Below are 26,272 nucleotides of genomic sequence, written 5' to 3' on the forward strand. Positions count from 1 at the left end.
GCACGGCGCTCAGGGACGGCGCGCCCGTAATCTGGGCTGCTGTGCGTGCGACCACAGCCCTCCCGGCCGCCGTCCTCGGGTCCGCGACCGCGGGGATCGCCTACGCCTCCCTCTACGAGCGCAACCGCTGGACGCTGCGCCGCTTCGACGTCCCGGTCCTGGCGCCCGGTTCGGCGCCGCTGCGGGTGCTGCACCTGTCCGACCTGCACATGACCGCCGGGCAGCGGTCCAAGCAGGAGTGGGTGGCCTCGCTGGCGGAGCTGCAGCCGGACCTCGTGGTCGACACCGGGGACAACCTGGCCGGCCACGACGCGGTGCCCGGGACGCTGCGCGCGCTCGAGCCGCTGCTGGACCTGCCCGGCGCCTTCGTCATGGCGAGCAACGACTACTACGCGCCGCGGCCGAAGAACCCACTGAAGTACTTCAAACGGGACCACGTGCGGGTGCACGGCGACGAGCTGCCCTGGCGGGACCTGCGGGACGCCCTCGCCGCCCGGGGTTGGATCGACCTCACCAACGCCCGCGGCGAGCTCACGGTCGCCGGACGACGGATCGCCTTCGCCGGCGTCGACGACTCGCACCTCGGGCTGGACCGCTACGACCGCGTCGCCGGCCCCGCCGACCCGACCGCGGACCTGCGCATCGGCCTGGCGCACTCCCCCGAGCCGCGGGTGCTCGACCGCTTCGCCGCCGACGGCCACGACCTGCTGCTGTGCGGCCACACCCACGGCGGGCAGCTGCGGGTGCCCCTCTACGGCGCGCTGGTGACCAACTGCGGCATCGACCGCGCCCGGGTCCGCTGGCTGCACCGCTGGGCCGAGCCGTCGGCGGGCAACCCGCACGGCACCTGGCTGCACGTCTCCGCGGGCCTGGGTACCAGCCCCTACGCTCCGGCCCGGTTCGCCTGCCCGCCGGAGGCGACGCTGCTCACCCTGACCGGCCGCCAGGGTTGATCCGGGCGTCGGCTAGACTCGTCGACGTACCTCGGGGTGTGGCGCAGCTTGGTAGCGCGCGTCGTTCGGGACGACGAGGTCGCAGGTTCAAATCCTGTCACCCCGACACTGCTCAGGGGCCGCCGCGAGGCGGCCCCTGAGCCATCTCCAGGGGTCGGTGCGTCGGGGTCCCGTGGGTTGGCGGGGCCTCCATCCGGGCACCGTGCCCCCCGATGACCGAGTGGTTGCTCCTCCTCGCCGCCGTGCTGCTCACGGCACTGACCGGTTTCTTCGTGGCCGCCGAGTTCTCCCTGACGACGGTCGACCGGGGGCGCGCGGAGCAGGCCGCGGCCGCCGGTGACCGCGGGGCCCGTGGCGTCCTGGCCGCGCTGCGCACGCTGTCCACCCAGCTCTCCGCCGCCCAGCTGGGCATCACGATCACCACGCTGGTCGTCGGCTACCTCGCCGAGCCCGCGCTGGGCCAGCTGCTGCGCGGCCCGCTGGAGGCGGCCGGCCTGCCCTCCGGCTGGGTCACCGGGGTCTCCTACGGCCTGGCGCTCGCGCTGGCCACCACGCTGCAGATGCTGCTCGGCGAGCTGGGGCCGAAGAACCTGGCCATCGCGCGCCCGCTGCCGGTCGCCGCCGCGGTGGCCCCCGGGATGCGCGCCTTCACCCGGGTCACCGGCGTCGTCGTGCACGCGCTGCAGGCCCTGGCGAACGCCATCGTCCGGCGGCTGGGCTTCGAGCCGCGCGAGGAGCTGGAGTCCGCGCGCGGCGCCGACGAGCTGGTCGCGGTGGCCCGCCGGTCGGCCGAGGAGGGCGACCTCTCCCCGCGTGCGGCCCGGCTGCTGGAGCGCTCGCTGGCGCTGCGCGACAAGGTCGCCGCCGACGTGATGACCCCGCGCACGCAGATGTGGGCGCTGCACGCCGACGCCACCGCGGCCGACGTCATCGCCGCCGCGGTCGCCTCGGGCAGCTCCCGCTTCCCGCTCTACGGCGCCGGCCTCGACGAGGTCACCGGGCTGGTGCACGTCAAGCACGCCGTCGCCGTCCCCGAGGACCGGCGGGACGTCGTCCCGGCCGAGGAGCTGGCCGTGCCGATCCTCACGGTCCCCTCGCTGCTGCGGGTCGAGCGGCTGCTGGACCTGCTGCGCGAGCAGGGCCTGCAGATGGCCCTGGTCGTCGACGAGTGGGGCGCCACGCACGGCGTCGTGACGCTGGAGGACATCGTGGAGGAGGTCGTCGGCGAGATCGCCGACGAGACTGACCGCCCGCTGCGGCTGCTGCGCCGGGTCGACGGGCAGACCTGGCTGCTGTCGGGCCTGCTGCGCCCCGACGAGGTCCGCGAGCGCACCGGCGTCCCGGTGCCCGAGGGCCGCTACGAGACGCTCGGCGGCTACCTCGCCGAGCAGCTGCAGCGGCTGCCCGAGGTCGGGGACACGGTGCCCGTCGAGAGCGGCGAGCTGACCGTGGAGACCCTCGAGGGGCGGCGGGTGGCCCGCGTGCGGGCCCGCATGCGGGAGGGGTACGCGTCGGGGGCGACCGCCGTCCGGCTCGTCGAGGGCGAGACGGAGGCCGTGGCGTGAACGAGCTCGCGAGCTCACCCGAGTACACCGCAGCGCCGCGAACGCGGGCGACGAGCGCCAGCGAGGAGGACTCGTGAGCGACGTCCTCAGCCTGCTCGTCCTGGTGGCGCTGCTGCTGGGCAACGCCTTCTTCGTGGCCGCGGAGTTCGCGCTGGTCACCGCCCGGCCCGACCAGCTGGAGCCGAAGGCCGCCGCGGGCTCCACGCGGGCGCGCACGACCATCCGGGCGATGCGGAACGTGTCGTCGATGATGGCCGGCGCCCAGCTGGGCATCACGCTGTGCTCGCTGGGCCTCGGCGCGGTCGGCGAGCCTGCCGTGGCCCACCTGATCGAGGCGCCGATGGCCGCAGCCGGCGTCCCCGACGGGCTGCTGCACCCGATCGCGCTGGTCATCGCGCTCTCGCTGGTGACCGTGCTGCACATGGTGCTCGGCGAGATGGTGCCCAAGAACATCACCATCGCCGGGCCCGACCGCGCCGCGCTGCTGCTCGGCCCGCCGCTGGCGGCGTTCGTCCGGCTGCTGGGGCCGGTGATCCGGCTGTTCAACGCCGCGGCCAACGGGCTGGTCCGGCTGGCCGGCGTGCAGCCCACCGACGAGGTGGGGGCCAGCTTCGACGAGGCCGAGATCCGCTCGATGATCAACCAGTCGCGGCGGGAGGGTCGGCTGGGCAGCGAGGTGGGCGAGCTGGCCGCCGGGGCGCTCACCTTCGACCGCGACGAGCTCGACTCGGTGCTGCTCCCCCTCGACCGGCTGGTCTCCGTGCCCCGCTCGACGACGCCCCGGCAGCTGGAGGCGGTCGTCGCCGAGCACGGCTTCAGCCGCTACCCGGTCGAGGACGACGACGGCGCGCTGCTGGGCTTCGTGCACGTCAAGGACGTGCTGGGCGTGGACGCCGCAGCCCGCGACCTGCCGATCGCCGACGAGCACGTCATCGGCTTCATCCCGCTGCAGCCCGGCGCGGCCCTGCCCGACGTGCTGACGGCGATGCGGGACTCCGGCGCGCACCTGGGCCGGGTGGTGGACGGCCGGCGCACCCTCGGCCTGGTCGCGCTGGAGGACGTGCTGGAGCGGCTCATCGGCGACATCCGCGACGCGGCCGCGGAGACCTCCCGCCGGCTCGAGGACCCTGCCCGGAGCGGGACCGGAGCCGGGGGAAGATGAGCCGGTGAGCTCCGAGCCGACCGCCCTCTCCCCCGAGGTCACCGCCCGCTGGCAGGCCCGCTTCCGCGCGCCCCGGGTGAGCCTGCCCGACTGGGCGCTGGAGGCCCCGCACCGCAACCTGTACGCCTCCGACGTCAGCGGCGTCGTCGAGCAGTACGCGTGGGACCGCACCACCGACGCCCACCGGCAGGCGACCCACCGGGCCAACGGCACGCTGATCGGCACGCTGAGCCCCGACGGCGAGACGATCTGGTGGTTCGCCGACACCGACGGTGATGAGTTCGGCGTCTGGATGACCCAGCCCTTCGCCGGTGGGGAGGACCGCGTCGCCGTCCCCGAGGTGGGGCCGGCCTACCCGGCGGGCCTGGAGGTCGGCCGCCGGGTGGTGGCGATCGGTCGCTCGACGGACGACGGCTCGGAGCTGTGGCTGGTGCCGTCCGGCGGCACGCCGCGGGTGGTCTACCGGCACGAGGACCCGGCGTCGGTCGACGCGCTCACCCACGACGAGGACCTGCTGGTCATCTCGCACTCCGAGCACGGCGACCCGCGCTACCCGGCGCTGCGGGTGCTGCGCACCGACACCACCACCGAGGACGCGCCGTCGGTCGTCGCCGAGAAGTGGGACGGCGAGGGCCGCGGCCTGCACGCGCTGGAGTTCGCCCCGCTGCCCGGCGACCGGCGGCTGCTGGTCGGTCACGAGCGGCGCGGGCGTGAGGAGCTGCTGGTCTGGGACGTCGCCACCGACACCGAGACCGAGGTCGTGCTCGACCTGCCCGGCGACGTGACCGCCGGCTGGTACCCCGACGGCTCGGCGTTGCTGGTCGGCCACGACCACGCCGCGCGCAGCGAGCTGTACCGCTACGACCTGGCCAGCGGCGCGCTGGAGCGGCTGGACACGCCGCGCGGCGTCGTCCGCGGGGCCACCGCCCGCCCGGACGGCGCGGTGGAGCTGGCCTGGTCGAACTCGGAGCGCCCCCCGGTGGTCCGGCGGGCCGACGGGCCGGTCGTGCTGGCCGCCCCCGGGGAGGAGCCGCCGGCGGCCTACCCGGTGGAGGACCGCTGGGTGCCCGGCCCGGGCGGCGACATCCACGCCCTGGTGGTGCGCCCGGCGGGCCCCGCGCCGTACGCGACCGCGTTCCTGGTGCACGGCGGGCCGGAGTCGGCCGACGACGACTCCTACCGCGCCCGCCGGGCCGCCTACGTGGACGCCGGGTACGCCGTGGTCCACGTGAACTACCGGGGCTCCACCGGTTACGGCAGCGCCTGGCGCGACGCGCTCACCGGCCGGCCCGGGCTCACCGAGCTCGAGGACGTCGCCGCGGTGTACGACGCGCTGGTCGAGGAGGGTCTCCTCGACCCGTCGCGGGCGCTGATCTCCGGTGGGTCGTGGGGCGGGTTCCTCACCCTGCTGGGCCTCGGCACCCAGCCGGAGCGCTGGGCCGCCGGGATCGCCGAGGTGCCGGTCGCCGACTACCTGGCCGCCTACGAGGACGAGATGGAGGGCCTGCGGGCTTACGACCGGGCGCTGTTCGGCGGGTCACCGGACGAGGTGCACGACGTCTACGTCCGCTCCTCGCCGATCACCTACGCGCAGGCCGTGGCCGCGCCGGTGCTCGTCGTGGCCGGCGCGAACGACCCGCGCTGCCCCATCCGGCAGATCGACAACTACCTGACCCGGCTGGAGGAGCTGGACAAGCCGCACGAGGTCTACCGCTTCGACGCCGGCCACGGCTCGCTGGTCGTCGAGGAGACCATCCGCCAGGTCGAGGTCGCCCTGTCGTTCGCGCTGAGGAACGTCAAGCCGTGACGCTGTCGGCCTGCCGGCCGACACCGCGGCCAGGTGCCGTCCCCGACGCGCGCTGAGCCCGGCCATCCGCCCGGCCGGGAGGCCTCCGGCCCCCGCGTCCGGGCGGATCCGGCTACCTGCGTCCCGCGGCGATCAGCTCGGCGATCTGGACGGTGTTCAGCGCCGCGCCCTTGCGCAGGTTGTCGTTGCTGACGAACAGCGCGAGGCCGCGGTCGCCGTCGACGCCCGGGTCCTGCCGGATGCGGCCGACGTAGCTCGGGTCGCGGCCGGCCGCCTGCAGCGGCGTGGGGACGGCGGTGAGCTCCACACCGGGCGCGGCGGACAGCAGCTCGGTGGCCCGCTCGACGGTCAGGGCCCGGGCGAACTCGACGTTGAGCGACAGCGAGTGCCCGGTGAAGACCGGCACGCGCACGCAGGTGCCCGACACCCGCAGGTCGGGGATGTCGAGGATCTTGCGGCTCTCGTTGCGGAGCTTCTGCTCCTCGTCGGTCTCGAACGTCCCGTCGTCGACCAGCGACCCGGCCAGCGGCAGCACGTTGTAGGCGATCGGCTTCACGTACTTCGCCGGCTCCGGGAAGGAGACCGCCGAGCCGTCGTGGGTGAGCTCCGCGGCCTTGTCCACGACCGCCTTGACCTGCGTGTCGAGCTCCTCGACGCCGGCCAGGCCGCTGCCGGAGACCGCCTGGTAGGTGCTGGCCACGATGCGGACCAGTTGCGCCTCGTCGTGCAGCGGCTTGAGCACCGGCATCGCGGCCATCGTGGTGCAGTTCGGGTTGGCGATGATGCCCTTGCGGACGTCGGCGAGGGCGTGCGGGTTGACCTCGCTGACGACCAGCGGGACGTCGGGGTCGCGGCGCCAGGCCGAGCTGTTGTCGATGACGGTCACGCCGGCCTCGGCGAACCGCGGCGCCTGCACCCGCGAGGTCGAGGCACCGGCCGAGAAGATGGCGATGTCCAGGCCGGTGGGGTCGGCGGTCGCGGCGTCCTCGACGGTGATCTCGCCGTCCCCCCACGGCAGCGTGCTGCCCGCGGAGCGGGCGGAGGCGAAGAAGCGCAGCTCGCCGAGGGGGAAGCCCCGCTCGCTGAGGAGCTGTCGCACCACGCCGCCGACCTGGCCGGTGGCGCCGACGACGCCGACCCGCAGGCCGCTGTCGGTCGATCCCGTCATCGTCCCGTCCCTCCGTAGACGACCGCCTCCGCCTCATCGGTGCCGAGGTCGAAGGCGTCGTGCACCGCGCGGACGGCGAGGTCCACGTCGGTGTCCCGGCACACCACGGAGATGCGGATCTCCGAGGTGCTGATCAGCTCCAGGTTGACCCCGGCGTCAGCCAGCGCGCCGAAGAAGCGCGCGGACACGCCCGGGTGGGAGCGCATGCCCGCCCCGACCAGCGACACCTTGCCGATGTGCTGGTCGAAGGTGACGTCGGTGTAGCCGACGGTGTGCTTGACCTTCTCCAGCGCCGCGATCGCCGCCGGCCCGTCGCTCTTGGGGAGCGTGAAGGAGATGTCGGCGAGCTTGCTGGCCGCCGTCGACACGTTCTGCACGATCATGTCGATGTTGACCTCGGCCTCGGCCAGCACGCGGAACAGCTGCGCGGCCTCGCCCGGGCGGTCGGGCACGCCGTAGACGGTGATCTTCCCCTCGGAGCGGTCGTGCGCGACGCCGGTGATGATGGCCTGTTCCACCGTGAGGTCCTCCATCGAGCCGGTCACCGTGGTGCCGGGGAGCTGGGAGTAGGAGCTGCGGACGTGCACCGGGATGCCGTAGCGGCGGGCGTACTCGACGCAGCGGAGCATGAGCACCTTCGCCCCGGAGGCGGCGAGCTCGAGCATCTCCTCGTACGTCACCGTGTCCAGCCGCCGGGCGTTGGGCACGATCCGCGGGTCGGCGGTGAAGACGCCGTCGACGTCGGTGTAGATCTCGCAGACGTCGGCCTGCAACGCCGCGGCGACGGCCACGGCGGTGGTGTCGGAGCCGCCCCGGCCGAGCGTGGTGACGTCCTTGGTGTCCTGGCTGACGCCCTGGAAGCCGGCGACGATGACGATCGAGCCCTCGTCGAGGGCGCTCCGCAGCCGGCCGGGCGTGACGTCGATGATCCGCGCCTTGCCGTGGCTGGAGGTCGTGATCACCCCGGCCTGCGAGCCGGTGAACGACCGGGCCTCGTAGCCGTGGGTGTTGATCGCGATCGCCAGCAGGGCCATGGAGATGCGCTCGCCCGCGGTGAGCAGCATGTCCAGCTCGCGGCCGGCCGGGCTGTCGGTGATCTGCGCGGCCTGGTCGAGCAGCTCGTCGGTGGTGTCGCCCATCGCGGAGACCACGACGACGACGTCGTTGCCCGCCTCCTTGGCCGCCACGATCCGCTCGGCGACGCGCTTGATGTGCGCTGCGGAGGCGACGGACGAGCCGCCGTACTTCTGGACGACGAGGGCCACGGGTCCAGAGGCTACCGACGTCGCGGGAACGGCCGTGCTTGCGTCCCCCTGGGCAGGGCGCTGTGATCAACCGGTGGAGGACGTCGAGCGCTGGTTGCTGACCGCCGAGGAGCGCGGCAACCCGTCGACGTCACTGCCCGCGTACACCGAGGGCAACCTCGTCGAGCCGCTCGTGCACGGTGCCACCTACTTCGACCGGCTGGTCGAGTGCGTCGAGCGCCTGGACGCCGGCGACCACCTGTTCTTCACCGACTGGCGGGGCGACCCCGACGAGCAGCTGCGCCCGGGCGGCCCGACCGTCGCCCAGCTGTTCACCGAGGCGGTGCGCCGCGGCGTCTGCGTGCGCGGGCTGGTCTGGCGTTCGCACGTGGACTGGATGTCGTTCAGCGCGGAGGAGAACCGGGCACTGGACGACGAGGTCGAGCACGGCGGCGGCGAGGTGATCCTCGACCAGCGGGTGCGTCGCGGCGGCAGCCACCACCAGAAGCTCGTCGTCCTGCGGCACGACCAGGACCCGACCCAGGACGTCGCCTTCGTCGGCGGGATCGACCTGTGCCACAGCCGTCGGGACGACGCCGAGCACAGGGGCGACCCGCAGCCGCTGGCGATGTCGGCGGCCTACGGGGAGCGGCCGCCCTGGCACGACGTCCAGCTGATGCTGCGGGGACCGGCGGTCGGCGTCCTCGACACCGTGTTCCGCGAGCGCTGGGACGACCCGACCAACGCCGACTCGGGCAACCCGATCGCCTGGGTGCTCGACCGGCTGCGCGGCGCACGCCTGGAGCCCGACCCGCTGCCGCCACAGCTGCCGCCCCCACCTCCCTGCGGCCCGCACGTGGTGCAGAACCTGCGCACCTACCCGGCGATCCGCCCGCCGTACGACTTCGCGCCGCGCGGCGAGCGGTCGGTGGCCCGCGGGTACTCCAAGGCGATCGAGCGGGCCCGCCGGCTGGTGTACCTGGAGGACCAGTACATGTGGTCGGCCGACGTCGCCCGCCTCTTCGCCCGGGCGCTGGCCGGGAACCCGGAGCTGCACCTGGTCGTCGTGGTGCCGCGAGTGCCCGACCAGGACGGCGCGGTCGCGGAGCGGTCGCAGTACGTCGGCCGGTGGCAGGCGCTGGAGATGTGCCGGCGGGCGGGGCGCGGCCGGGTGCACGCGTTCGACGTGGAGAACCACGAGGGGACGCCGGTCTACGTGCACGCCAAGGTCTGCGTGGTCGACGACGTCTGGGCCAGCGTCGGCAGCGACAACTTCAACCGGCGCTCCTGGACCCACGACAGCGAGCTGTCCTCCGCCGTCCTGGACGCGACCCGGGACCCGCGCGAGCCCCGCGACCCGGCCGGCACCGGCGACGGCGCCCGCACCTTCGCCCGCGACCTGCGCCTGGAGCTGGCCCGCGAGCACCTCGACCGGGCCGCTGACGGCAGCGAGGACGACGACCTGCTCGACCCCGAGGCGTTCGTGCGGACGCTGGAGTCCTCGGCGGCCGAGCTCGACGCCTGGTACGCCGGTGGCCGCCGCGGCCCGCGCCCGCGCGGTCGGTTGCGCGAGCACCGGCCCCCGCGGCTGTCGCTGCCGACGCGGCTGTGGGCGACGCCGGTCTACCGCCTGGTCGACGACCCCGACGGCCGCCCGCTGAGCATGCGGCTGCGCAAGGCGTTCTGACTCGCGGCAACCGGATCGGCGGCGGCGCAGGGCCCCCTGCACCTCGTCCTCCCACGACCTCCACCCTTGCTCCGCCCTGGGAGCAGGAGTTGATCACCTCCACCCTTGCTCCGCCCTGGAAGCAGGGGCTGATCACCTCCACCCTTGCTCCGCCCTGGAAGCAGGGGCTGATCACCTCAACCCCTGCTTCCGTGTGCAAGCAACGCCCGAGGTTGCCGGAGGACACCTCGGGCCCGGATCGAGGGGACGAGGGCTCGTCCACAGGTGCGGCCGGCCGGACCCACGCAGGGGCCTCCCACCGCACCATGGCCCGGTGGCGACCGGCTTCGACCTGTGCGGGGTGCTCCGGCGCATCCGGCGTACCGCCGACCTGTCACAACGCGAACTGGCCTCGGCAGCCGGGCTCAGCGTGTCGGCCGTGGCCCACGCCGAGGCGGGAACCCGGGACCTGCCGTCGTGCGCCCTGGCGCGGGCCGCCGAGCTGGCCGGGTTGCGCCTGGTCCTGCTCGACGCGGAGGGACGCGAGGTCCGCGGCATGCACCCCGACGGTCCACGGGACTCGACCCGGCGCCGGTTGCCCGCTCACCTGGACACCCAGCACACCGACGAGGTCGCCGACCGGTGGGCGCACCGCCTCGACCGGCCACAGCCCTGGTTCACCTTCGGTCTCGACCGAGCCGCGCGGAACCGCCAGAGGGCACGGGTCGGGACACCCGAGGACCACGACGTCCCCGTGCCGGGTGACTCGCCGGCCGAGCGGCGCGCCCGGCGACAGGAGGCGGCACGCCGGCGTGCCGCCGAGGACCGGGAGCGCCGACGCGCGACCGTCGGGTGGTCCGCCGACGAGGGCCTGACCTGCACGTGTCCCCCGGAGTGCGACGAGGTCGACGACGGCTCGGGCCCGCCGAGGCACGCCGCGGCCTGCGCCTGTCGCTGCGACGCCGGCTGACCCGCTGCTACCGTGGCGGTGTGCGCGGCAGCCTCCTGCTTACCCGCCGCGGCGAGGCCCTCTCCTAGGTCGGCCCCCTCGCCGCGGAGACCCTGCCGTGACCGAGTGCGTCCCCGGCGCCCGCTGACCGCCCCACCGGAGCTGCGTCCAGCCCGCGCCCAGAGGAGCGAGAACCCGTGAGCAGGAACCTGAGCGAGAACCACCCGCACGTCCGTCACCCCCAGCAGCCGTCGGGGATGCCGATCTCCCGCTACGCCCCCTTCACGCCGATCGTGCTGCCCGACCGCACGTGGCCGGAGAAGGTCACCACCGAGGCCCCGCGCTGGTGCGCCGTCGACCTGCGCGACGGCAACCAGGCACTGATCGACCCGATGACGCCCGACCGCAAGCGGCGGATGTTCGAGCTGCTGGTCCGGATGGGCTACAAGGAGATCGAGGTCGGGTTCCCGGCCGCCAGCCAGACCGACTTCGACTTCGTCCGCCAGCTCATCGAGGACGACCTGGTACCCGACGACGTCACCATCCAGGTGCTGACCCAGGCCCGCGACGAGCTGATCGAGCGCACCTTCGAGTCCCTGCGCGGCGCGGAGCAGGCGATCGTCCACCTGTACAACTCCACCTCCACGCTGCAGCGGCGGGTGGTGTTCGGCTCCGACCGCGCGGGGATCATCGACATCGCCGTCCACGGCGCGCAGGTGGTGCGCAAGCTGGCCGAGCAGATGACCGGGACCGACGTCCGGTTCGAGTACTCCCCCGAGTCCTTCACCGGCACCGAGCTCGACTTCGCCGTCGAGGTCTGCAACGCGGTCACCGACGTGTGGGAGCCCACCCCGGACCGGCCGACGATCGTCAACCTGCCGGCGACGGTCGAGATGGCCGAGCCGACCGTCTACGCCGACCAGATCGAGTGGATGCACCGCAACCTGGGCCGGCGCGACGCCGTCGTCCTGTCGCTGCACCCGCACAACGACCGCGGCACCGCCGTCGCCGCCGCCGAGCTGGGCTACCGCGCCGGCGCCGACCGCATCGAGGGCTGCCTGTTCGGCAACGGCGAGCGCACCGGCAACGTCGACCTGGTCACCCTGGGGCTGAACCTGTTCAGCCAGGGCATCGACCCGCAGATCGACTTCTCCGACATCGACGAGATCCGCCGCACCGTCGAGTACTGCAACCAGCTGGGCGTGCACGAGCGCCACCCCTACGGCGGCGACCTGGTCTACACCGCCTTCTCCGGCTCCCACCAGGACGCCATCAACAAGGGGTTCAAGGCGCTCGAGGTCGACGCGGAGGCCGCCGGCAGGCCGGTCGCGGAGATGCCGTGGGCGGTGCCGTACCTGCCCATCGACCCCAAGGACGTCGGCCGCACCTACGAGGCCGTCATCCGGGTGAACAGCCAGTCCGGCAAGGGCGGCGTCGCCTACATCATGAAGACCGAGAACCAGCTGGACCTGCCGCGCCGCCTGCAGATCGAGTTCAGCGCGGTCGTCCAGCGGCACACCGACGACGAGGGCGGCGAGGTGACCGCCCAGCAGATGTGGACGGCCTTCTCCAACGAGTACCTGCCCGACCCCGACGCCCCGTGGGGCCGCTTCTCCCTGACCGGTCACCGGCACCGCGCCCACGGCGACCAGCTCGACGAGATGGTGGTCGAGCTGGTCGACGACGGCGTCCCCACGACGATCGAGGGCCGGGGCAACGGGCCGATCGCCGCGTTCGTCGACGCGCTGCGGTCGGTGGACGTCGACGTCCGGGTGCTCGACTACGCCGAGCACGCCATGTCCGCCGGCGGCGACGCCCGCGCTGCGGCGTACGTCGAGTGCGCCGTCGGCGACCGCGTGCTGTGGGGCGTGGGCATCGACCCGAACATCGTCACCGCGTCGCTGCGCGCGGTCGTCTCGGCGGTGAACCGGGCTCAGCGGTAAGAAGTCGGTGCGGGTGCCGGTGCCGGCGCCCGCACCGACCGCCGGAGGCCCGCGATGCCGCAGCTCACCCCCTACCTCACCGTGCGGGACGCCCGGTCGGCGACGGCCTGGTACGCCGAGGCGCTGGGCGCCCACGTCGTCGGCGAGCCGCACGTGATGGACGACGACCGCATCGGGCACGCCGAGCTCGACCTCGGCGGGGCGCGGCTCTACCTCGCCGACGAGTACCCCGAGCTGGGGCTGGCCGCGCCGGACCCCGGCCGGGTCAGCGTGACGCTGCACCTCGCGGTGCCCGACGCCGACGCGGCGGTCGACCGGGCCGCCGCGGCCGGCGCCACCGTGGAGCGGTCGCCGGCCGACGGCCCGGGTGGGCGCACCGGCGTCGTCGTCGACCCCTTCGGCCACCGCTGGATGCTGCAGACCCCGGCGTCGGCCGACCCGGAGCCGCGTCCGCCGGTGCGCCCCGGTGACGCGGTGTACCTGACGCTGCGCGTGCCCGACGGCGCCCGTGCCCGCGACTTCTACGAGTCGGTGCTCGGCTGGACGTCGGTGCCCGGGCGGGTCCCCGACGGCTGGCAGGTGGACGGCGCCGTGCCGATGGTCGGCATCGGCGGCGGGGACGGCGAGGTCGGCACCGTGCCGGTGTACGCGGTCGACGACATCGAGGTGGCCGTGGCCGCGGTCCGGACGGCGGGCGGGCGGGCGGGCGAGGTCACCGACCAGCCGTACGGCCGGACGGCGGAGTGCCGGGACGACCAGGGGCTGCCGTTCTGGCTGGCTCAGCTGGGCTGAGGGGCCGGCTGCTCGGGCGGGGCGTCGCCGGGCTCGTCCCCGTGGTACCGCGCGTCCTGCCGGCCGGGCCCGCCGTACTCGTCGACCAGCAGCAGGTCGCGGCGCACGTGCCGGCGGCGGTAGGCGACCCGGCTGATCAGGTGGGCGCTGACCGGGGCGGTGAGCAGCTGGAAGGCCGCCACGAGCAGCAGCATCCAGACGTTGGTCCAGCCGTCGAGCCGGATGGCGCCTCCGACCATGACCAGCAGCACGCCGAGCACCTGGGGCTTGGTGCCGGCGTGCATCCGGGACAGCACGTCGGGGAAGCGGACCAGCCCCAGCCCGGCGGTCAGGCACAGCGCGGCGCCGGCCAGCAGGCAGGCGAAGGCGACGACGTCGGACGAGCCCGTCACGAGCCGGCCTCCCGCTCCTCGGCGGCGACCGGCAGTCCGAGGTCCCGGCCGTCGCCGGTGCCCGAGCGCAGCAGCATCCCGCCGACGTAGCGGGCCACCGACACCGAGCCGACGAAGGCCAGCAGCGCCACCACCACCAGCACCGGCACGACGGTCGGGTCCTGCGTGAGCGCGGCGTGCACCGCCAGGCCGGCCGCGATGATGACCAGCAGCGTGTCGGTCGCGACCACTCGGTCCAGCAGCGAGGGTCCGCGAGCCAGGCGGACGAGGGCCAGCAGCGCTCCCCCGCCGATCATCGCGTACAGCGCGACCTGCACGATCGTCATGACGTCGGCACCTCGTCCCTCCGGTCCGCCTCGAGGGCCGCGACGTCCGCGGTCGAGCCGAACGCCCGCACCAGACGCCGCTCCACCACCAGGACGTGCGCCTTCTTCCGCTCCACGTCCTCGAGGTCGCGCACGGGCAGCAGGTGGAGGGTCATCACCCGCTGCTCGCGGTCCAGGTCGAGCACCAGGGAGCCGGGCACGAGGGAGGTCGCCTCGGCGACCATCGTCAGGAGCAGGTCGGAGTCGGCGCGCAGTCGCACCCGCACGATCGCTGTCCGGCGCACCCCGCCCGGACGCAGGGCCTGCCAGGCGACCTCGGCTCCGGACGAGAACAGGTCCAGGACGAAGTGGCCGAGGAAGGCCAGCAGCGGCACCGGCCGCACCCGGGTGCCGCCGACCACGTGCGGGAGCGGCAGCAGCGTCAGCACGGCCAGCGCGACGAGCAGGCCGGACAACAGGTTCGCCCAGGACCAGGTGCCCCACAGCAGCATCCAGACCAGCACCAGCCACACGACCAGCGGGCCCTGGTGGCGCAGCCGGGTGGCAGCGGGCTCGACGCTCACGGGACCTCATCCACCCCGAACACCGAGGAGACGTAGGGCGTGCGCTCGAGCAGGTCCACCGACGCCCGGTCGGCCAGGCCGTAGAGCGGTCCGGCCAGCCCGGTGAGGGCCACGGTGAGCGCGACCAGCGCCGCCGTGGCACCCACCATCGTGCGCGGCAGCGGGCGCAGCGCCCGGACCGCGCCCGCGGCGGGCGGCAGGCCCGGCTCGGTCGCCGTCGCGACCGCCGTGTGCCGCCGCCACGCGTCCTGCAGCGCGGTCCGCGCCGAGCCGTCGGGGGACGCCGTCCCGTCCGGCGACCCGGCACCGTCCGGCGACCCGGCACCGTCGCCGGACGGCCGGTGGCGCTGCACGGAGTCGGCGGCCGCCGCCGCGGCGGTCTCCTCGGCCGGCGACTGGTTGGGAGACCGCCAGAACGCGCGGGTCCAGACGCGGGCGACCGCGAGCAGGGTGAGCAGGCTGGTGGCCACCCCGCCGGCGACCAGCGTCAACGCCGCGGCGGTGCCCTCGGCGACCCCGGCCTGCAGCAGGCCCAGCTTGCCGATGAACCCCGACAGCGGCGGGATCCCGGCCAGGTTCATCGCGGGCACGAAGAACAGCACGGCCAGCAGCGGCGAGCGCCGGGCCAGGCCGCCGAGCTTGTCGATCGAGGTGGTGCCGCCCTGGCGCTCGACCAGCCCCGCGACCAGGAACAACGTCGTCTGGATGGCGATGTGGTGGGCGACGTAGAAGACCGCGCCGGCCAGCCCGGCCGCCGTGCCCAGGGCGATCCCGAACACCATGTAGCCGATGTGGCTGACCAGGGTGAACGACAGCATCCGGCGCAGGTCGCTCTGGGCGACCGCGCCGAGGATGCCGACCAGCATCGTGGCCAGCGCCGCCCACAGCAGCAGGTCGTCGAGCGCGCCGCCGGGGAACAGCAGCGTCTGGGTGCGGATGATCGCGTAGACGCCGACCTTGGTGAGCAGGCCGGCGAACACCGCGGTGACCGGCGCGGGGGCGGTCGGGTAGCTGTCGGGCAGCCACGCCGAGAGCGGGAAGACGGCGGCCTTGATGCCGAACGCGATGAGCAGCATCGACTGCAGCAGCACCTGGGTGCCCTCGGGCAGCTCGCCGAGCCGCACCGCCAGCTGGGCCATGTTCACCGTGCCGGTCGCGGCGTAGACCAGCCCGATCGCGGCGAGGAACACCAGCGAGCTGGTGAGGCTGACGATGATGTAGGTGATGCCGCCGCGGATGCGCGCCGCCGTCCCGCCGAGGGTGAGCAGCACGTACGAGGCCATCAGCAGGATCTCGAAGCCCACGTAGAGGTTGAACAGGTCGCCGGCGAGGAAGGCGTTGCCCACGCCCGCCACCAGCACCAGGAACGTCGGGTGGAAGATCGACAGCGGCGTCTCCTCCGACCCGTCGGCCGCGCCCTGGCCGACGGCGAACACGAGGACACCGAGCGCCACGGTCGAGGCGACGACCAGCATCAGCGCCGACAGCCGGTCGACGACCAGCACGATGCCCAGCGGCACCGGCCAGCCGCCGACGGAGACCGAGCTCGCGCCCTCGGCATCGGCCACGAACAGCAGCACCACCGAGACGGCGAGCACCGCGCTGAGCACGGTCGTGCTGAGGGTGCGCTGGAACGCCGGGTGCCCGGAGACCAGCAGCGCGCCGGCCGCCCCGAGCAACGGGAGCAGCACCGGCAGCGGGGCGAGGACCTCGATCACCGGGTGCCGCTCCCCGCGGGCAGGTCGACGTCGTCCGCCAGCTCCTCGAGGTCCTCGGCGAGGCTGTCGGCGTGGCCGGCGGCGCGGTCGTCGGGGGCCAGCTCGTCGGGGTCGAGCTCGTCGGCGTCGAGAGCCCTCCGGGCGGCGACCCGGCGGTCCTCCTCGTCGGTGCCGACCGCCTCGTTGCGGGCCAGCCGCCAGGAGCGGTGGATGATCGCCAGCAGGAACGCCGCGACGCCGAAGGTGATCACGATCGCGGTCAGGATCAGCGCCTGCGGCAGCGGGTCGTTGAACGCCTCCGGGTCGGAGTAGCCGAGGATCGGCGCCAGCCCCGAGGGGCCGCCGGCCGACAGCACCAGCAGGTTGGTGGCGTTGCCCAGCAGCAGGAAGCCCAGCAGCACGCGGGTGAGGCTGCGGTCCAGCAGCAGGTACACCCCCGCCGCGTAGAGCCCGCCGATCATCACCGGCAGCACGATCGTGGGGGTCATCGCAGCACCACCTCCCCGGGTGACAGCTCGATCTCGTCCTCCTGGTCCTCCTGGCGGTCGAGCTCCGCGCCCAGGCTGCGCAGCACGTCGAGGACCAGCCCCACGACGATCAGGTAGACGCCGATGTCGAAGAAGAGCGAGGTCACGAGCTTGACGTCGCCGAGCACCGGCAGCGTGGCCTGCACGATCGCCGTCTGCAGCACCCCGGCACCCAGCAGCAGACCGGCCACGCCGGTGCCACCGGCGAACAGCAGCCCGCCGCCGAGCAGCAGGCCCGGCGCGACCGGCGCGGCCTCCCCCAGCTCGTAGCGCCCGCCGGCCAGGTAGCGCAGCACCAGGGCCAGGCCGGCGACCAGGCCGCCGGCGAACCCGCCGCCGGGCTCGTTGTGCCCGGAGAACAGCAGGTACAGCGAGAAGACCACGATCGTGTGGAAGAGGATCCGGGTGACCACCTCGAGCACGACCGAGCGCCGCGCCGGGTCGAGCGTCGCGGTCGCGGCCAGCCAACGGTCCCGCGGCGCCCGACGGCTGCGCTCCCGCCGCTGCGCCAGGTCCGCCCGGGTCACGCGGTCGACGCCGCCGGTGCGCCCGCGGAGGAAGACCAGGCTGGCCACGCCGGTGGCGGCGACGACCAGCAGCGAGATCTCGCCGAGGGTGTCCCAGGCGCGGATGTCGACCAGGGTCACGTTGACGACGTTCTTGCCGCCGCCGAAGTCGTACGCCGGCCCGGGCCAGGCCTCCGACACCGGCGTCGCGGTGCGGGCCGACAGCGCCACCGCGCCGACGGCGGCCATGAAGGCGCCCACGGCGACGGCGATCACGCCGCGGACGGCGCGCTCGCGCGGCCGGTGCCGCTCGGAGATGTCCTTGGGCAGCTTGCGCAGCACCAGCACGAAGACGACGAGGGTGAGGGTCTCGACGAGGAACTGGGTGAGCGCGAGGTCGGGGGCGCCCTGCAGGGCGAAGACGACGGCGATGCCGTAGCCGGTGACACCGACGACGAGCACGGCCGAGAGCCGCTGGCGGATCCGCAGGGTCAGCGCGGCGGCGGTCACGACCACGACGCCGACCATCGCCTGCACCGGGGTGTCCCAGGCCCGCCACTCGCCCGGCCACGGGGCGCGGGTGAGCAGCAGCGTCCCGGGCAGCGCGAGCACCGCCACCAGGATGGTGCCGAGGTAGGCCGGCAGCGAGCCGCGCTGGGTGGTCCCGGTGACCAGCACCGAGAGCCGGTCGACCGCCTGGACGACGTTCCAGTAGCCCTCGTCGGCCGAGGCGCCGACGGCCACCCGCCGCTGCAGGCGCGTGACCCGCCCGCGGACGACGAACAGCGCGGCACCGCCGGCGATCGACAGCGCCGACAGCGCCAGCGCCGGCTGCCAGCCGTGCCACAGGCCCAGGTGCGCGGGGTAGGGGGCCAGCAGCGGCAGCGTGTCGGCGTAGCCGGCGACCAGCGGCTCCAGCAGCGGGCTGGCCGGCCCGAGGACCAGCCCGGTCAGCGCCAGGACGGCGGGGGCGGCGAGGAACAGCGGCTCCGGCGGGTGCTCGACCTCGGTGTCCTCGACGCCGGGCTTGCGGGCGAAGGCCCCCCACACGAAGCGCGCGGTGTAGGCGGCGGTGAGCACCGAGCCCGCCACCAGCCCGGTCAGGACGACGGCCGCGGCGGTCCGGTCGGGCAGGCCGGCGTCCCACAGCGCGGCGAAGGCCGCCTCCTTGCCGACGAACCCCAGCAGCGGCGGCAGCCCGGCCATGGACGCCGCCGCGGCGGTGCCGATGGCGGCGAGCAGCGGCAGCCGCCGGCCGAGCCCGGACAGTCGGCGCAGGTCGCGGGTGCCGGTGGCGTGGTCGATGACACCGACGGTGAGGAACAGCGTGGACTTGAACAGCGCGTGCGCCAGGGTCATCACCAGACCCGCGGCGGCCAGCTCGCGGCTGCCGCCGCCGACCAGCGTCACGAGGAACCCGAGCTGGCTGACGGTGCCGAAGGCCAGCAGCAGCTTGAGGTCCTTCTGGCGCAGCGCGCGGTAGCCGCCGAGGAGCATCGTGGCCACGCCCAGGCCGAGCACGACCGGCCGCCAGCCGGGGACGTCGGCCAGCCCGGGGGCCAGCCGGGCGACGAGGTAGACGCCGGCCTTCACCATCGCCGCGGCGTGCAGGTAGGCGCTGACCGGCGTCGGCGCCTCCATGGCCGCGGGCAGCCAGAAGTGGAAGGGCACCAGGGCGGACTTGGTGACCGCACCGACCAGCACCAGCGCCGCGCCGGCGGTCATGGCCGGGCCGCTGCCGGGGTCGGCGACCACCTCCGACAGCAGGGACGAGCCGCTGGCCTGGCCGATGAGGATCAGCCCGACCAGCATCGCCAGCCCGCCGGCGGTGGTCAGGATGAGCGCCTGCGACGCCGCCCGCCGCGCGGCCAGCCGCCGTCCCGAGCCCCCGATCAGGAGGAAGGAGAAGACGGTGGTGAGCTCCCAGAACACGTAGAGCAGGAAGAGGTCGTCGGCGACGACGAGGCCGAGCATGGAACCGGCGAAGGCGGTGAGGCAGCCGGCGAAGCGGCCGGTGCCCTCCTCGTCCGGGGCGAAGTAGCGGGCGCAGTACACGAGCACCAGCGCCCCGACGCCGGTGACCAGTGCGGCGAAGGCGAGCGCCAGGGCGTCCAGCCGCAGCGCGACGTCCAGCTGCAGGGCGGGGATCCACGGCACCGTCTCGCGCAGTTCCTCGCCGGCGAGCACCGGGCCCAGGCGCGACAGCACCCAGACGAAGCCGGCGGCGGGCACGAGCGCCAGGGCGAGGAAGGCCTGCCGCCCCCACCACCGCACGAGGACGGGCGCCAGCACGCCGGCGAGCAGGTGGAGGAGCAGTAGTACGAGCACGTGTCTCCGGGAGTCGTGGGGCGGCTCGGGGACACCAAGACGTCGGTCGACGACGGCCGGCGGTACCCCGAGTCTACCGGGGCGCGCCGATCGAGCGCCTCGGAGGCGGACGGGCCCGGCTGGCCCGGTGCTGCTCTACCCGCGGGGACGGGACCCGACCCCCGGAACAGGGGCACCTGTCCGGCGTCTCGGCCCCACGCGGTCCCCTCTCAGCCCTCGGCGACCTCGGCGGCCTCCAGCCAGTCGGTCTCGACCTGCTCCTTCTCCGCGAGGACGGCGCGCAGCCGCTCGTCGAGCTCGAGCACCCGCGCGTGGTCGGTCGCCGCCGCGGCGAGCTCGCCGTGCAGCCGCTCCTCCTCGGCGGTGAGCTTCTCCAGCCGCCGCTCCAGCCGCGCGGCCTCCTTGCGGGCGGCCCGCACCTCCCCGGCCGGGCGGGCCACGGGGGCCGCCGGCGCGGGAGCGGCCGCGGCGGCCGAGGGCAGCGCCGCCTCCCCCGCCGCTCTGCGCTGCAGGTACTCCTCGACCCCGCCGGGCAGGGCGGCCAGCGAGCCGTCGCCCATGAGCGCGACCACCGAGTCGCAGACCCGGTCGATGAAGTACCGGTCGTGGCTGACCACCAGCACGGTGCCGGGGAAGCCGTCGAGCAGGTCCTCCAGCGCGGTGAGCGTGTCGATGTCGAGGTCGTTGGTCGGCTCGTCGAGCAGCAGCACGTTCGGCTCGGCCATGAGCAGCCGCAGCAGCTGCAGGCGGCGCCGCTCTCCACCGGAGAGGTCACCGACCGGCGTCCACTGGCGGGAGGCCGGGAAGCCGAACCGCTCGGCCAGGGACGACGCGGAGATCTCCTGGTCGCCCACCCTGGCCACTCGCTTGATCTCCTGCACCGCCTCGAGCAGACGCAGCCGGCCGGGCAGCTCGGTGACGTGCTGGGACAGGTAGGCCGGGGCGACCGTCCGCCCGCGCACCACCCGGCCGCGGTCGGGCTCGGTCTCCCCGACCAGCAGCCGCAGCAGCGTCGTCTTGCCCGCCCCGTTGACGCCCACGACGCCGATCCGGTCACCGGGGCCGACGTGCCAGGTGAGGTCGTCGAGGAGGGTGCGCGGGGGCGTGCCGGTCACCGGGTCGCCCGGGACGGCGTAGTCGACGTCCTCCACGTCGTAGACGGTCTTGCCGAGCCGGCGGCTGGCGAAGCCCTTGAGCGCCATCGAGTCGCGCGGCGGCGGCTCGTCCTCGATCAGCGCCTGGGCCGCCTCGATGCGGAACCGCGGCTTGCTGGTGCGCGCGGGCGGCCCGCGGCGCAGCCAGGCCAGCTCCTTGCGGACCAGGTTGAGCCGGCGTTCCTCGGTGACCGCCGCGATCCGGGCGCGCTCGGCCCGGGCGAGGGTGTAGGCCGCGTAGCCGCCCTCGTAGGCGTGCACGCGGCCGTCGGCGACCTCCCAGGTCTGGCTGCAGACCTCGTCGAGGAACCACCGGTCGTGGGTGACCACCACCAGTGCGCCGACCCGGTCCCTGACGTAGCCGGCCAGCCAGGCGACGCCCTCGACGTCGAGGTGGTTGGTCGGCTCGTCGAGCACCAGCAGGTCCAGCGGGCGGACCAGCTGCGCGGCCAGCGCCACCCGCCGCCGCTCGCCGCCGGACATCGGCGCGACCGGGGAGTCCAGCCCCAGCCGGTCGAGTTCCAGGCCCGTGAGCACGCTGCGCACGGCCGGGTCGGCGGCCCACTCGTGCTCGGCGGCGAAGAGGCTCTCGGGCAGGACGACGTCGCGCACGGTCGCGCCGGGCGGCAGCGTGCCGGACTGGTCGAGGACGCCGACGGCGAGGTCGCCGCGGCGGGTCACCCGGCCGGAGTCGGGCTCCTCGCGCCCGGTGAGGACGCCGAGCAGCGTGGACTTGCCGCTGCCGTTGCGCCCGACCACGCCGATCCGCTCGCCGGCGGCGATGCCCAGCGAGACGTCGTCGAGCAGGACGGTGGTGCCGTGTGCCTTGTGCACCCGCTCGAGGTTGACCAGGTTGAGGGGCGCGCTCATCGCCCTCCAGTATCCGCGGCGGCGCCAGCGGCCGAGGAGCCGACCACCGCGCGCACGGACGCCGCCGGGGTCGTCCTGCCGGCGGTGGTGGCCGGCGGCGGGTCGGACGACCGGCCGGCCGCCGGGGCCGGTCGGTCACGGCGGCCGGGCCGGTTCCGGCGTGTGGCCCACCCGTTCCGTGAGGTCAGCGGCGCGCCGGGTCGGTGGAGTGCCTACAGTCTCGGTCTGCGTGGTCGCGGGGGCGCACCTACCGTCGGGCCGGTGCGTCTCCCCCCGGTCCCCTGGTCGGAGGTCGAGCGCCGCGCCCGGTCCGTGTCCGGTGGGCCGGTCACGCGGGCCGGTGGCGCCGACGACCTGACCGTGCGCGGCCTGGTGACCGACTCGCGGCTCGTCGTCCCCGGTGCGCTGTTCGCCTGCGTCCGCGGGGCCACGAGTGACGGGCACCGGCACGCCTCCGCCGCCGCGGCCCGCGGTGCCGCCGCCCTGCTGGTCGACCGGCCGGTCGACACCGACCTGCCGGCGCTGTGCGTGCCGTCGGTGCGTGCCCAGCTCGGCCCGCTCGGCGCGCTGCTGACCGGCGACCCGGCGCGGGCGCTGCGGCTGGTCGGGGTGACCGGCAGCAACGGCAAGACGACGACCAGCGTCCTCGTGCGCGGGGTGCTGGACGCGGACGGCGACTGCACCGGCGTCGTCGGCACGCTCGGAGCCGAGGTCGGTGACCGCTCGCGCAGCACGGCGCTGACCACGCCGGAGGCGCCCGAGCTGCACGAGCTCCTGCGCTGGATGGTCGACGCCGGGGCGCGGCGGGCGGTCGTGGAGACCTCCTCCATCGCGCTGGACATGGGCCGCATGGACGGGCTGACCTTCGAGGTCTCGGTCTTCACCGGATTCGAGGAGGACCACCTCGACCACCACGGCACCCTCGAGCAGTACTGGGCCAGCAAGGCGCGGCTGTTCGAGGCCGGGCGGACCGCCGCCGGGGTGGTCGTCACCGACGACCCGTGGGGACGGCGGCTGGCCGACCAGGCCGCGGTGCCGGTGACCCGGGTCGGGTCCGACGGGGACGCCGACGTCCGGGTGCTCGGCTGGCGGACCGGGCGCGGTGGCACCGAGGTGCTGCTGGGCGACGACACGGGCGGGCACCGGGTGCACAGCCCGCTGGTCGGGCGGGTGCACGTGACCAACCTGGCGGCCGCCTGGGCCGCCGGCCGGGTGCTCGGCGTGGCGCCGGACCGGATCGCCGCCGGGCTGGCCGCGGTGGCCCCGCCGCGGGGACGCAACACCGTCCTCGGCGGGTCGGGCCGGCCGCTGGTCGTCGTCGACTACGCGCACACGCCACGCGCGCTGGCCGCTGCCCTCGGCACCGCCCGCGACCTCACCGGCCGCGGCGGCCGGGTGCACCTGGTGCTCGGCGCCCGCGGCCGGCGCGACCGGTACAAGCGCCAGGGGCTGGGTGGGTCCGCCCGGGCCGCCGACTGCGTGTGGCTGACCGACGAGGGCAGCCACGGCGAGGACCCGGCGGCGATCCGGGCCGAGCTGCGCGTCGGCCTGCTCGGCTCGTCGGCGCGGGTGCGCGAGGTGCCCGACCGGCGGGCGGCGATCACCGCCGCGGTGGGCGCCGCCGGGCCGGCCGACGTCGTCCTGGTGGTGGGCCGCGGCCACGAGACGCGGCTGCTGGACACCACCGACCCGCGGGACGCGGTCCACCTGGACGACGCCGAGGTCGCCGCCACGGCACTGGCGACCCTGCACGCGAGCGAGGAGGACCTGCGCGGACGCGCGTCCTGAGCACGCTCCCGGCCGGTCGGGTCGTCAGTCGGCGGTCGCGACCCCGAGCCACGGCCGCAGCGCCCCGTCGGCGAGCAGCCGGCCGACCCGGCCGGACTGCTCCTGCGCCTGCTGCCAGCGCGGGTCGTCCCCGTGCCTCCGGGAGACCTCGGCGTCGACCGCGTCGGCGCGCTCGCTCCACTCCGGCGGGCTGTCCCCGAGGTCCGCGGTCGCGGTCTCCCCGAGTCGGAGAGCCGCCGCGTCGAGCAGCCCCCGCAGCTCCTCCTCGGTCGGGAAGTCGTTGCCCTCCGGCAGGGGCGGGGGCAACGGGCGGTCGGCCACGAAGACCAGCAGCCCGAGCCGGCCGCCGTCGGCCAGCACCCGCCGCAGCTCGGCCAGCGCCGGGGCCTTGTCGGAGGTGGTGCAGAGGACGCCGAGGCACCAGGCGGCGTCGAAGGCGGCGTCGGCGAACGGCAGCCGTTGCGCCAGCGCGGTCACCGACGGCAGCCCGAACAGCCGGTGCGCGGCGCGTGCCGCCTCGTGCATCGGCTCGGCGCAGACGGCGCGCACGCCCCGCTCGGCCGCGAGCCACCCGGCCGGCCCGCCGACGCCGGCGCCGTCGTCGAGCACCCGGCTGCCGGCCGTCAGCCCCAGCCGGTCGGCCAGCCAGCGCAGCGCCCCCTCGCTGCCGCTCCCCCGGCACCCGGCCGGGACGGCGTGCTCGGGGCCCAGTGCCCGCACCGCCTCCTCGGTCCACCCGGCGACGGTGCCGAACTCGGCCTCCATCGCCTCGCTCTCCAGCTCGGTCATGCTGCCTCCCTGATCGCGGCGGCGACCTCGGCCTTGACCCGGGCGCCGTCGTCCTCCCCGCCGCCCGAGGCCAGACCGGACAGGTTGACCCCCACGACCCCGGGGACGCCCAGCAGCGCGCGGGCCTCCGCCACGGCGGCCGCGATGCCGGCCGACCGCGGGTCCGGCGCGGCCAGCACCTCCTCGACCGTGGCGTCGTCCACGTGCAGGCCGGGGAAGCGCTGCAGCACCCGCGCCGAGCGCTCGTCGGTGTAGACGGCGACCGCGGCGACGAACGGCAACGTCGCCCCGGCGCTCCGCGCGGCGGCGACGAAGGCCGCCACCTCCGCCGGGGTGCGGACGTGGTTGAGGACGCACACCTGCGCCCCGGCCCGCTGCTTGTCCGCGACCCGGGCCGGCCGGCGGTCGACCGGCGGGGCCGCGGGCGACTCGGGGACGGCGACCGGCAGCCCCGCCGCTCCGGCGAGCGCCGCCAGCCGGGTGCCGTCGAGGTCGAACACCTGGGTGACGCCGGGCCGGACGCCGGGGCCGCGGGCGTCGCCGGTCACGCACAGCACGCCGTCGACGCCCACCGCGGCCAGGCCCGCCAGCTCCTGCTCCAGGACGACGCGGTTGCGGTCCCGGCAGGCCAGCGTCGTCCACGGCCGGCCGCCGGCGTCCCGGACCTCGGCGGCGAACAGCGTGGGCGGGAAGTCGGGCCGGTTGGCGTGCTCGCCGACCAGCAGCCCGTCGGACACCGGGGCCAGCACGCCCACCACCCGGCGCAGGGAGGCCGGGTCGAACGGCGCCACGGTGAGGTCGGTGAGCACGACCGGCCCCGTGCGGGCGCGGTCGAGGAGGCTGCCCGGCGGGGGCGCGACCGGGGGCGCTGCCGGCGCGTCCCAGGCGGGGGCCGGGTCGTCGAGGAAGACGCAGCGGTGCTCGGCCACCTCGCAGCGGCCGTCGTCCCGGACGCCGCCGCACGGGCCGAACACCATCCGCTTGGGGCAGTCCGGCCGCCGGCGGTCGTCGTCCACGGTCGGGGCCTGACCCGTCCGGTCCCCGCCCAAACCGGCGTCCCCGGGCGGCGGCTACCGCCCGGCCGCCGGGATCGTCATGCTGGCCGCGACCGGTCCCGCGACGGAGGAGCCGCCCGTGTCCGTCTTCCCGCCCATGCCGCTGGCCGAGTGGGCCGACACCAAGGAGACCCTGCACCGGTTCCTGCAGGTCGTCGGCAAGCTGCGGTTGGCCAACGCCCCGCGGCGCAACCACTGGTGGCACATCCCCTTCCACCTCACCGGCCGGGGGCTGACCACCCGCCCGATGGGCTTCGACCCGGTCTTCGCCGTCGACCTCGACCTGGTCGACCACCGGCTGGAGGTGGCCGTCGCCGACGGACGGCGGGCGTCGTTCCCGCTGCCCGGGCTGAGCGTGGCGGCGTTCTACCGGCAGCTGCTCGACACCCTCGCGACGCTCGGCCTGCCCGCCACCGTGGACATCCCGGTCCCGTTCGACCTGGCCGACCGCACCCCGTTCGCCGAGGACGAGCACCACGCCTCCTACGACCGCGACCGGGTGACCCGCTACTGGGTGGTGCTGGGCCAGGTGGCGCAGGTGCTCGAGGAGTTCGCCGGGCGCAGCTACGCCAAGACCAGCCCGGTGCACCACTTCTGGCACACCTTCGACCTCGCCGTCACCCGCTTCTCCGACCGCCGGGTGGAGCAGCCGGACACCGTCGACCCGGTCACCCGCGAGGCCTACTCGCACGAGGTCATCAGCGCCGGCTTCTGGTTCGGCGACGACCAGGTGCCCGAGCCCGCCTTCTACTCCTACACCGCCCCCGAACCGCCGGGCCTGGTCGAGGAGCCGCTGCGGCCGGCCGCGGCGCGCTGGATCGACAGCCGCGGCGCGCACCTGGCGCTGCTGCCCTACGACGACGTGCGGACCGCGGCCGACCCGCGGGGCGTCGTCCTGGACTTCCTGGAGAGCGCCTACGCCGCCGGCGCCCGCCGCGCCGGGTGGGACCTCGCGGCGCTGCGCTGCCCGACCGCCCCGGAGCCCCGATGACCCCCATCCCACCCAC

At 75.2% G+C, this 26,272-nt stretch carries 21 protein-coding genes and 1 tRNA gene; 11 read left to right on the forward strand and 11 right to left on the reverse strand.

What is annotated here, in order from left to right; translation table 11 throughout:
* The first annotated feature begins 41 nt into the window (after positions 1 to 41).
* The 5 genes from BLS21_RS13340 to BLS21_RS13360 all read left to right on the forward strand — a co-directional run bounded on the left by BLS21_RS13340 (position 42) and on the right by BLS21_RS13360 (position 5,487).
* Complete coding sequence (locus BLS21_RS13340; protein ID WP_091218966.1) at positions 42 to 953, forward strand: metallophosphoesterase; 912 nt, start codon at positions 42 to 44, stop codon at positions 951 to 953.
* 32 nt (positions 954 to 985) lie between these two features.
* Positions 986 to 1,059 (forward strand) — tRNA-Pro (locus tag BLS21_RS13345).
* Between the two features lie 106 nt (positions 1,060 to 1,165).
* Positions 1,166 to 2,518 (forward strand): hemolysin family protein, encoded by a 1,353-nt coding sequence (locus BLS21_RS13350; RefSeq protein WP_091218969.1) that lies wholly within the window; start codon positions 1,166 to 1,168, stop codon positions 2,516 to 2,518.
* Between the two features lie 73 nt (positions 2,519 to 2,591).
* A complete protein-coding gene (locus BLS21_RS13355; protein ID WP_091218970.1) occupies positions 2,592 to 3,680 on the forward strand; it encodes a hemolysin family protein in 1,089 nt (362 codons plus the stop codon).
* Positions 3,681 to 3,684: 4 nt separating this feature from the next.
* A complete protein-coding gene (locus tag BLS21_RS13360; RefSeq protein ID WP_091218973.1) occupies positions 3,685 to 5,487 on the forward strand; it encodes a S9 family peptidase in 1,803 nt (600 codons plus the stop codon).
* Positions 5,488 to 5,599: 112 nt separating this feature from the next.
* On the opposite strand, the gene BLS21_RS13365 is transcribed toward BLS21_RS13360, so the two are convergent.
* Entirely contained in the window at positions 5,600 to 6,655 is a 1,056-nt protein-coding gene (locus BLS21_RS13365) for an aspartate-semialdehyde dehydrogenase (RefSeq protein ID WP_091218976.1), read from the reverse strand.
* On the reverse strand, positions 6,652 to 7,920 hold the full coding sequence (locus tag BLS21_RS13370) for an aspartate kinase (protein ID WP_091218978.1): 1,269 nt from the start codon (positions 7,918 to 7,920) through the stop codon (positions 6,652 to 6,654). The genes BLS21_RS13365 and BLS21_RS13370 overlap by 4 nt, the downstream gene beginning before the upstream one ends.
* 73 nt (positions 7,921 to 7,993) lie before the next feature.
* On the opposite strand from BLS21_RS13370, the gene BLS21_RS13375 reads away from it, so the two are divergent.
* The 4 genes from BLS21_RS13375 (at position 7,994) to BLS21_RS13390 (ending at position 13,249) form a co-directional block, all read left to right on the forward strand.
* Positions 7,994 to 9,586, forward strand: a complete 1,593-nt coding sequence (locus BLS21_RS13375) for a phospholipase D family protein (protein ID WP_091218981.1) — start codon at positions 7,994 to 7,996, stop codon at positions 9,584 to 9,586.
* Between the two features lie 313 nt (positions 9,587 to 9,899).
* Entirely contained in the window at positions 9,900 to 10,535 is a 636-nt protein-coding gene (locus BLS21_RS13380) for a helix-turn-helix domain-containing protein (RefSeq protein ID WP_091218983.1), read from the forward strand.
* A gap of 176 nt (positions 10,536 to 10,711) precedes the next feature.
* Complete coding sequence (gene leuA, locus BLS21_RS13385; RefSeq protein WP_245700393.1) at positions 10,712 to 12,457, forward strand: 2-isopropylmalate synthase; 1,746 nt, start codon at positions 10,712 to 10,714, stop codon at positions 12,455 to 12,457.
* 54 nt (positions 12,458 to 12,511) lie between these two features.
* Positions 12,512 to 13,249 carry a VOC family protein gene (locus BLS21_RS13390; protein ID WP_091218984.1) on the forward strand — a complete coding sequence of 246 codons (738 nt, stop codon included), beginning with the start codon at positions 12,512 to 12,514 and terminating at the stop codon, positions 13,247 to 13,249.
* Here BLS21_RS13390 and mnhG read toward each other — a convergent pair.
* The 7 genes from mnhG to BLS21_RS13425 form a co-directional block, all read right to left on the reverse strand.
* Positions 13,237 to 13,641 (reverse strand): monovalent cation/H(+) antiporter subunit G, encoded by a 405-nt coding sequence (mnhG, locus tag BLS21_RS13395; protein WP_091218987.1) that lies wholly within the window; start codon positions 13,639 to 13,641, stop codon positions 13,237 to 13,239. The genes BLS21_RS13390 and mnhG overlap by 13 nt on opposite strands.
* On the reverse strand, positions 13,638 to 13,967 hold the full coding sequence (locus BLS21_RS13400; RefSeq protein WP_091218989.1) for an MrpF/PhaF family protein: 330 nt from the start codon (positions 13,965 to 13,967) through the stop codon (positions 13,638 to 13,640). Before BLS21_RS13400 ends, mnhG begins: the two co-directional genes overlap by 4 nt.
* A complete protein-coding gene (locus BLS21_RS13405) occupies positions 13,964 to 14,530 on the reverse strand; it encodes a Na+/H+ antiporter subunit E (RefSeq protein WP_091218992.1) in 567 nt (188 codons plus the stop codon). Before BLS21_RS13405 ends, BLS21_RS13400 begins: the two co-directional genes overlap by 4 nt.
* Entirely contained in the window at positions 14,527 to 16,248 is a 1,722-nt protein-coding gene (locus BLS21_RS13410) for a Na+/H+ antiporter subunit D (RefSeq protein WP_175479561.1), read from the reverse strand. The genes BLS21_RS13405 and BLS21_RS13410 overlap by 4 nt, the downstream gene beginning before the upstream one ends.
* On the reverse strand, positions 16,245 to 16,736 hold the full coding sequence (locus BLS21_RS13415; protein ID WP_091218994.1) for a Na(+)/H(+) antiporter subunit C: 492 nt from the start codon (positions 16,734 to 16,736) through the stop codon (positions 16,245 to 16,247). The genes BLS21_RS13410 and BLS21_RS13415 overlap by 4 nt, the downstream gene beginning before the upstream one ends.
* Positions 16,733 to 19,609 carry a Na+/H+ antiporter subunit A gene (locus BLS21_RS13420; protein ID WP_091218996.1) on the reverse strand — a complete coding sequence of 959 codons (2,877 nt, stop codon included), beginning with the start codon at positions 19,607 to 19,609 and terminating at the stop codon, positions 16,733 to 16,735. Before BLS21_RS13420 ends, BLS21_RS13415 begins: the two co-directional genes overlap by 4 nt.
* A 209-nt stretch (positions 19,610 to 19,818) precedes the next feature.
* Positions 19,819 to 21,633, reverse strand: coding sequence for an ABC-F family ATP-binding cassette domain-containing protein (locus BLS21_RS13425; protein WP_091218999.1), 1,815 nt, complete (start codon positions 21,631 to 21,633; stop codon positions 19,819 to 19,821).
* Between the two features lie 261 nt (positions 21,634 to 21,894).
* Here BLS21_RS13425 and BLS21_RS13430 point away from each other — a divergent pair, with 261 nt between their 5' ends.
* On the forward strand, positions 21,895 to 23,421 hold the full coding sequence (locus BLS21_RS13430) for a Mur ligase family protein (RefSeq protein WP_091219001.1): 1,527 nt from the start codon (positions 21,895 to 21,897) through the stop codon (positions 23,419 to 23,421).
* A 24-nt stretch (positions 23,422 to 23,445) separates the two neighbouring features.
* Here BLS21_RS13430 and BLS21_RS13435 read toward each other — a convergent pair whose 3' ends face one another.
* Positions 23,446 to 24,210, reverse strand: a complete 765-nt coding sequence (locus tag BLS21_RS13435) for a class I SAM-dependent methyltransferase (protein WP_245700394.1) — start codon at positions 24,208 to 24,210, stop codon at positions 23,446 to 23,448.
* Entirely contained in the window at positions 24,207 to 25,226 is a 1,020-nt protein-coding gene (locus tag BLS21_RS13440) for a methylenetetrahydrofolate reductase C-terminal domain-containing protein (RefSeq protein WP_245700395.1), read from the reverse strand. Before BLS21_RS13440 ends, BLS21_RS13435 begins: the two co-directional genes overlap by 4 nt.
* A 118-nt stretch (positions 25,227 to 25,344) precedes the next feature.
* On the opposite strand from BLS21_RS13440, the gene BLS21_RS13445 reads away from it, so the two are divergent.
* A complete protein-coding gene (locus BLS21_RS13445; RefSeq protein ID WP_091219231.1) occupies positions 25,345 to 26,256 on the forward strand; it encodes a DUF5996 family protein in 912 nt (303 codons plus the stop codon).
* Positions 26,257 to 26,272 lie beyond the last annotated feature (16 nt).

The organism is Geodermatophilus siccatus (assembly GCF_900103785.1).
In the GTDB taxonomy this organism is placed as follows: Bacteria; Actinomycetota; Actinomycetes; order Mycobacteriales; family Geodermatophilaceae; genus Geodermatophilus; species Geodermatophilus siccatus.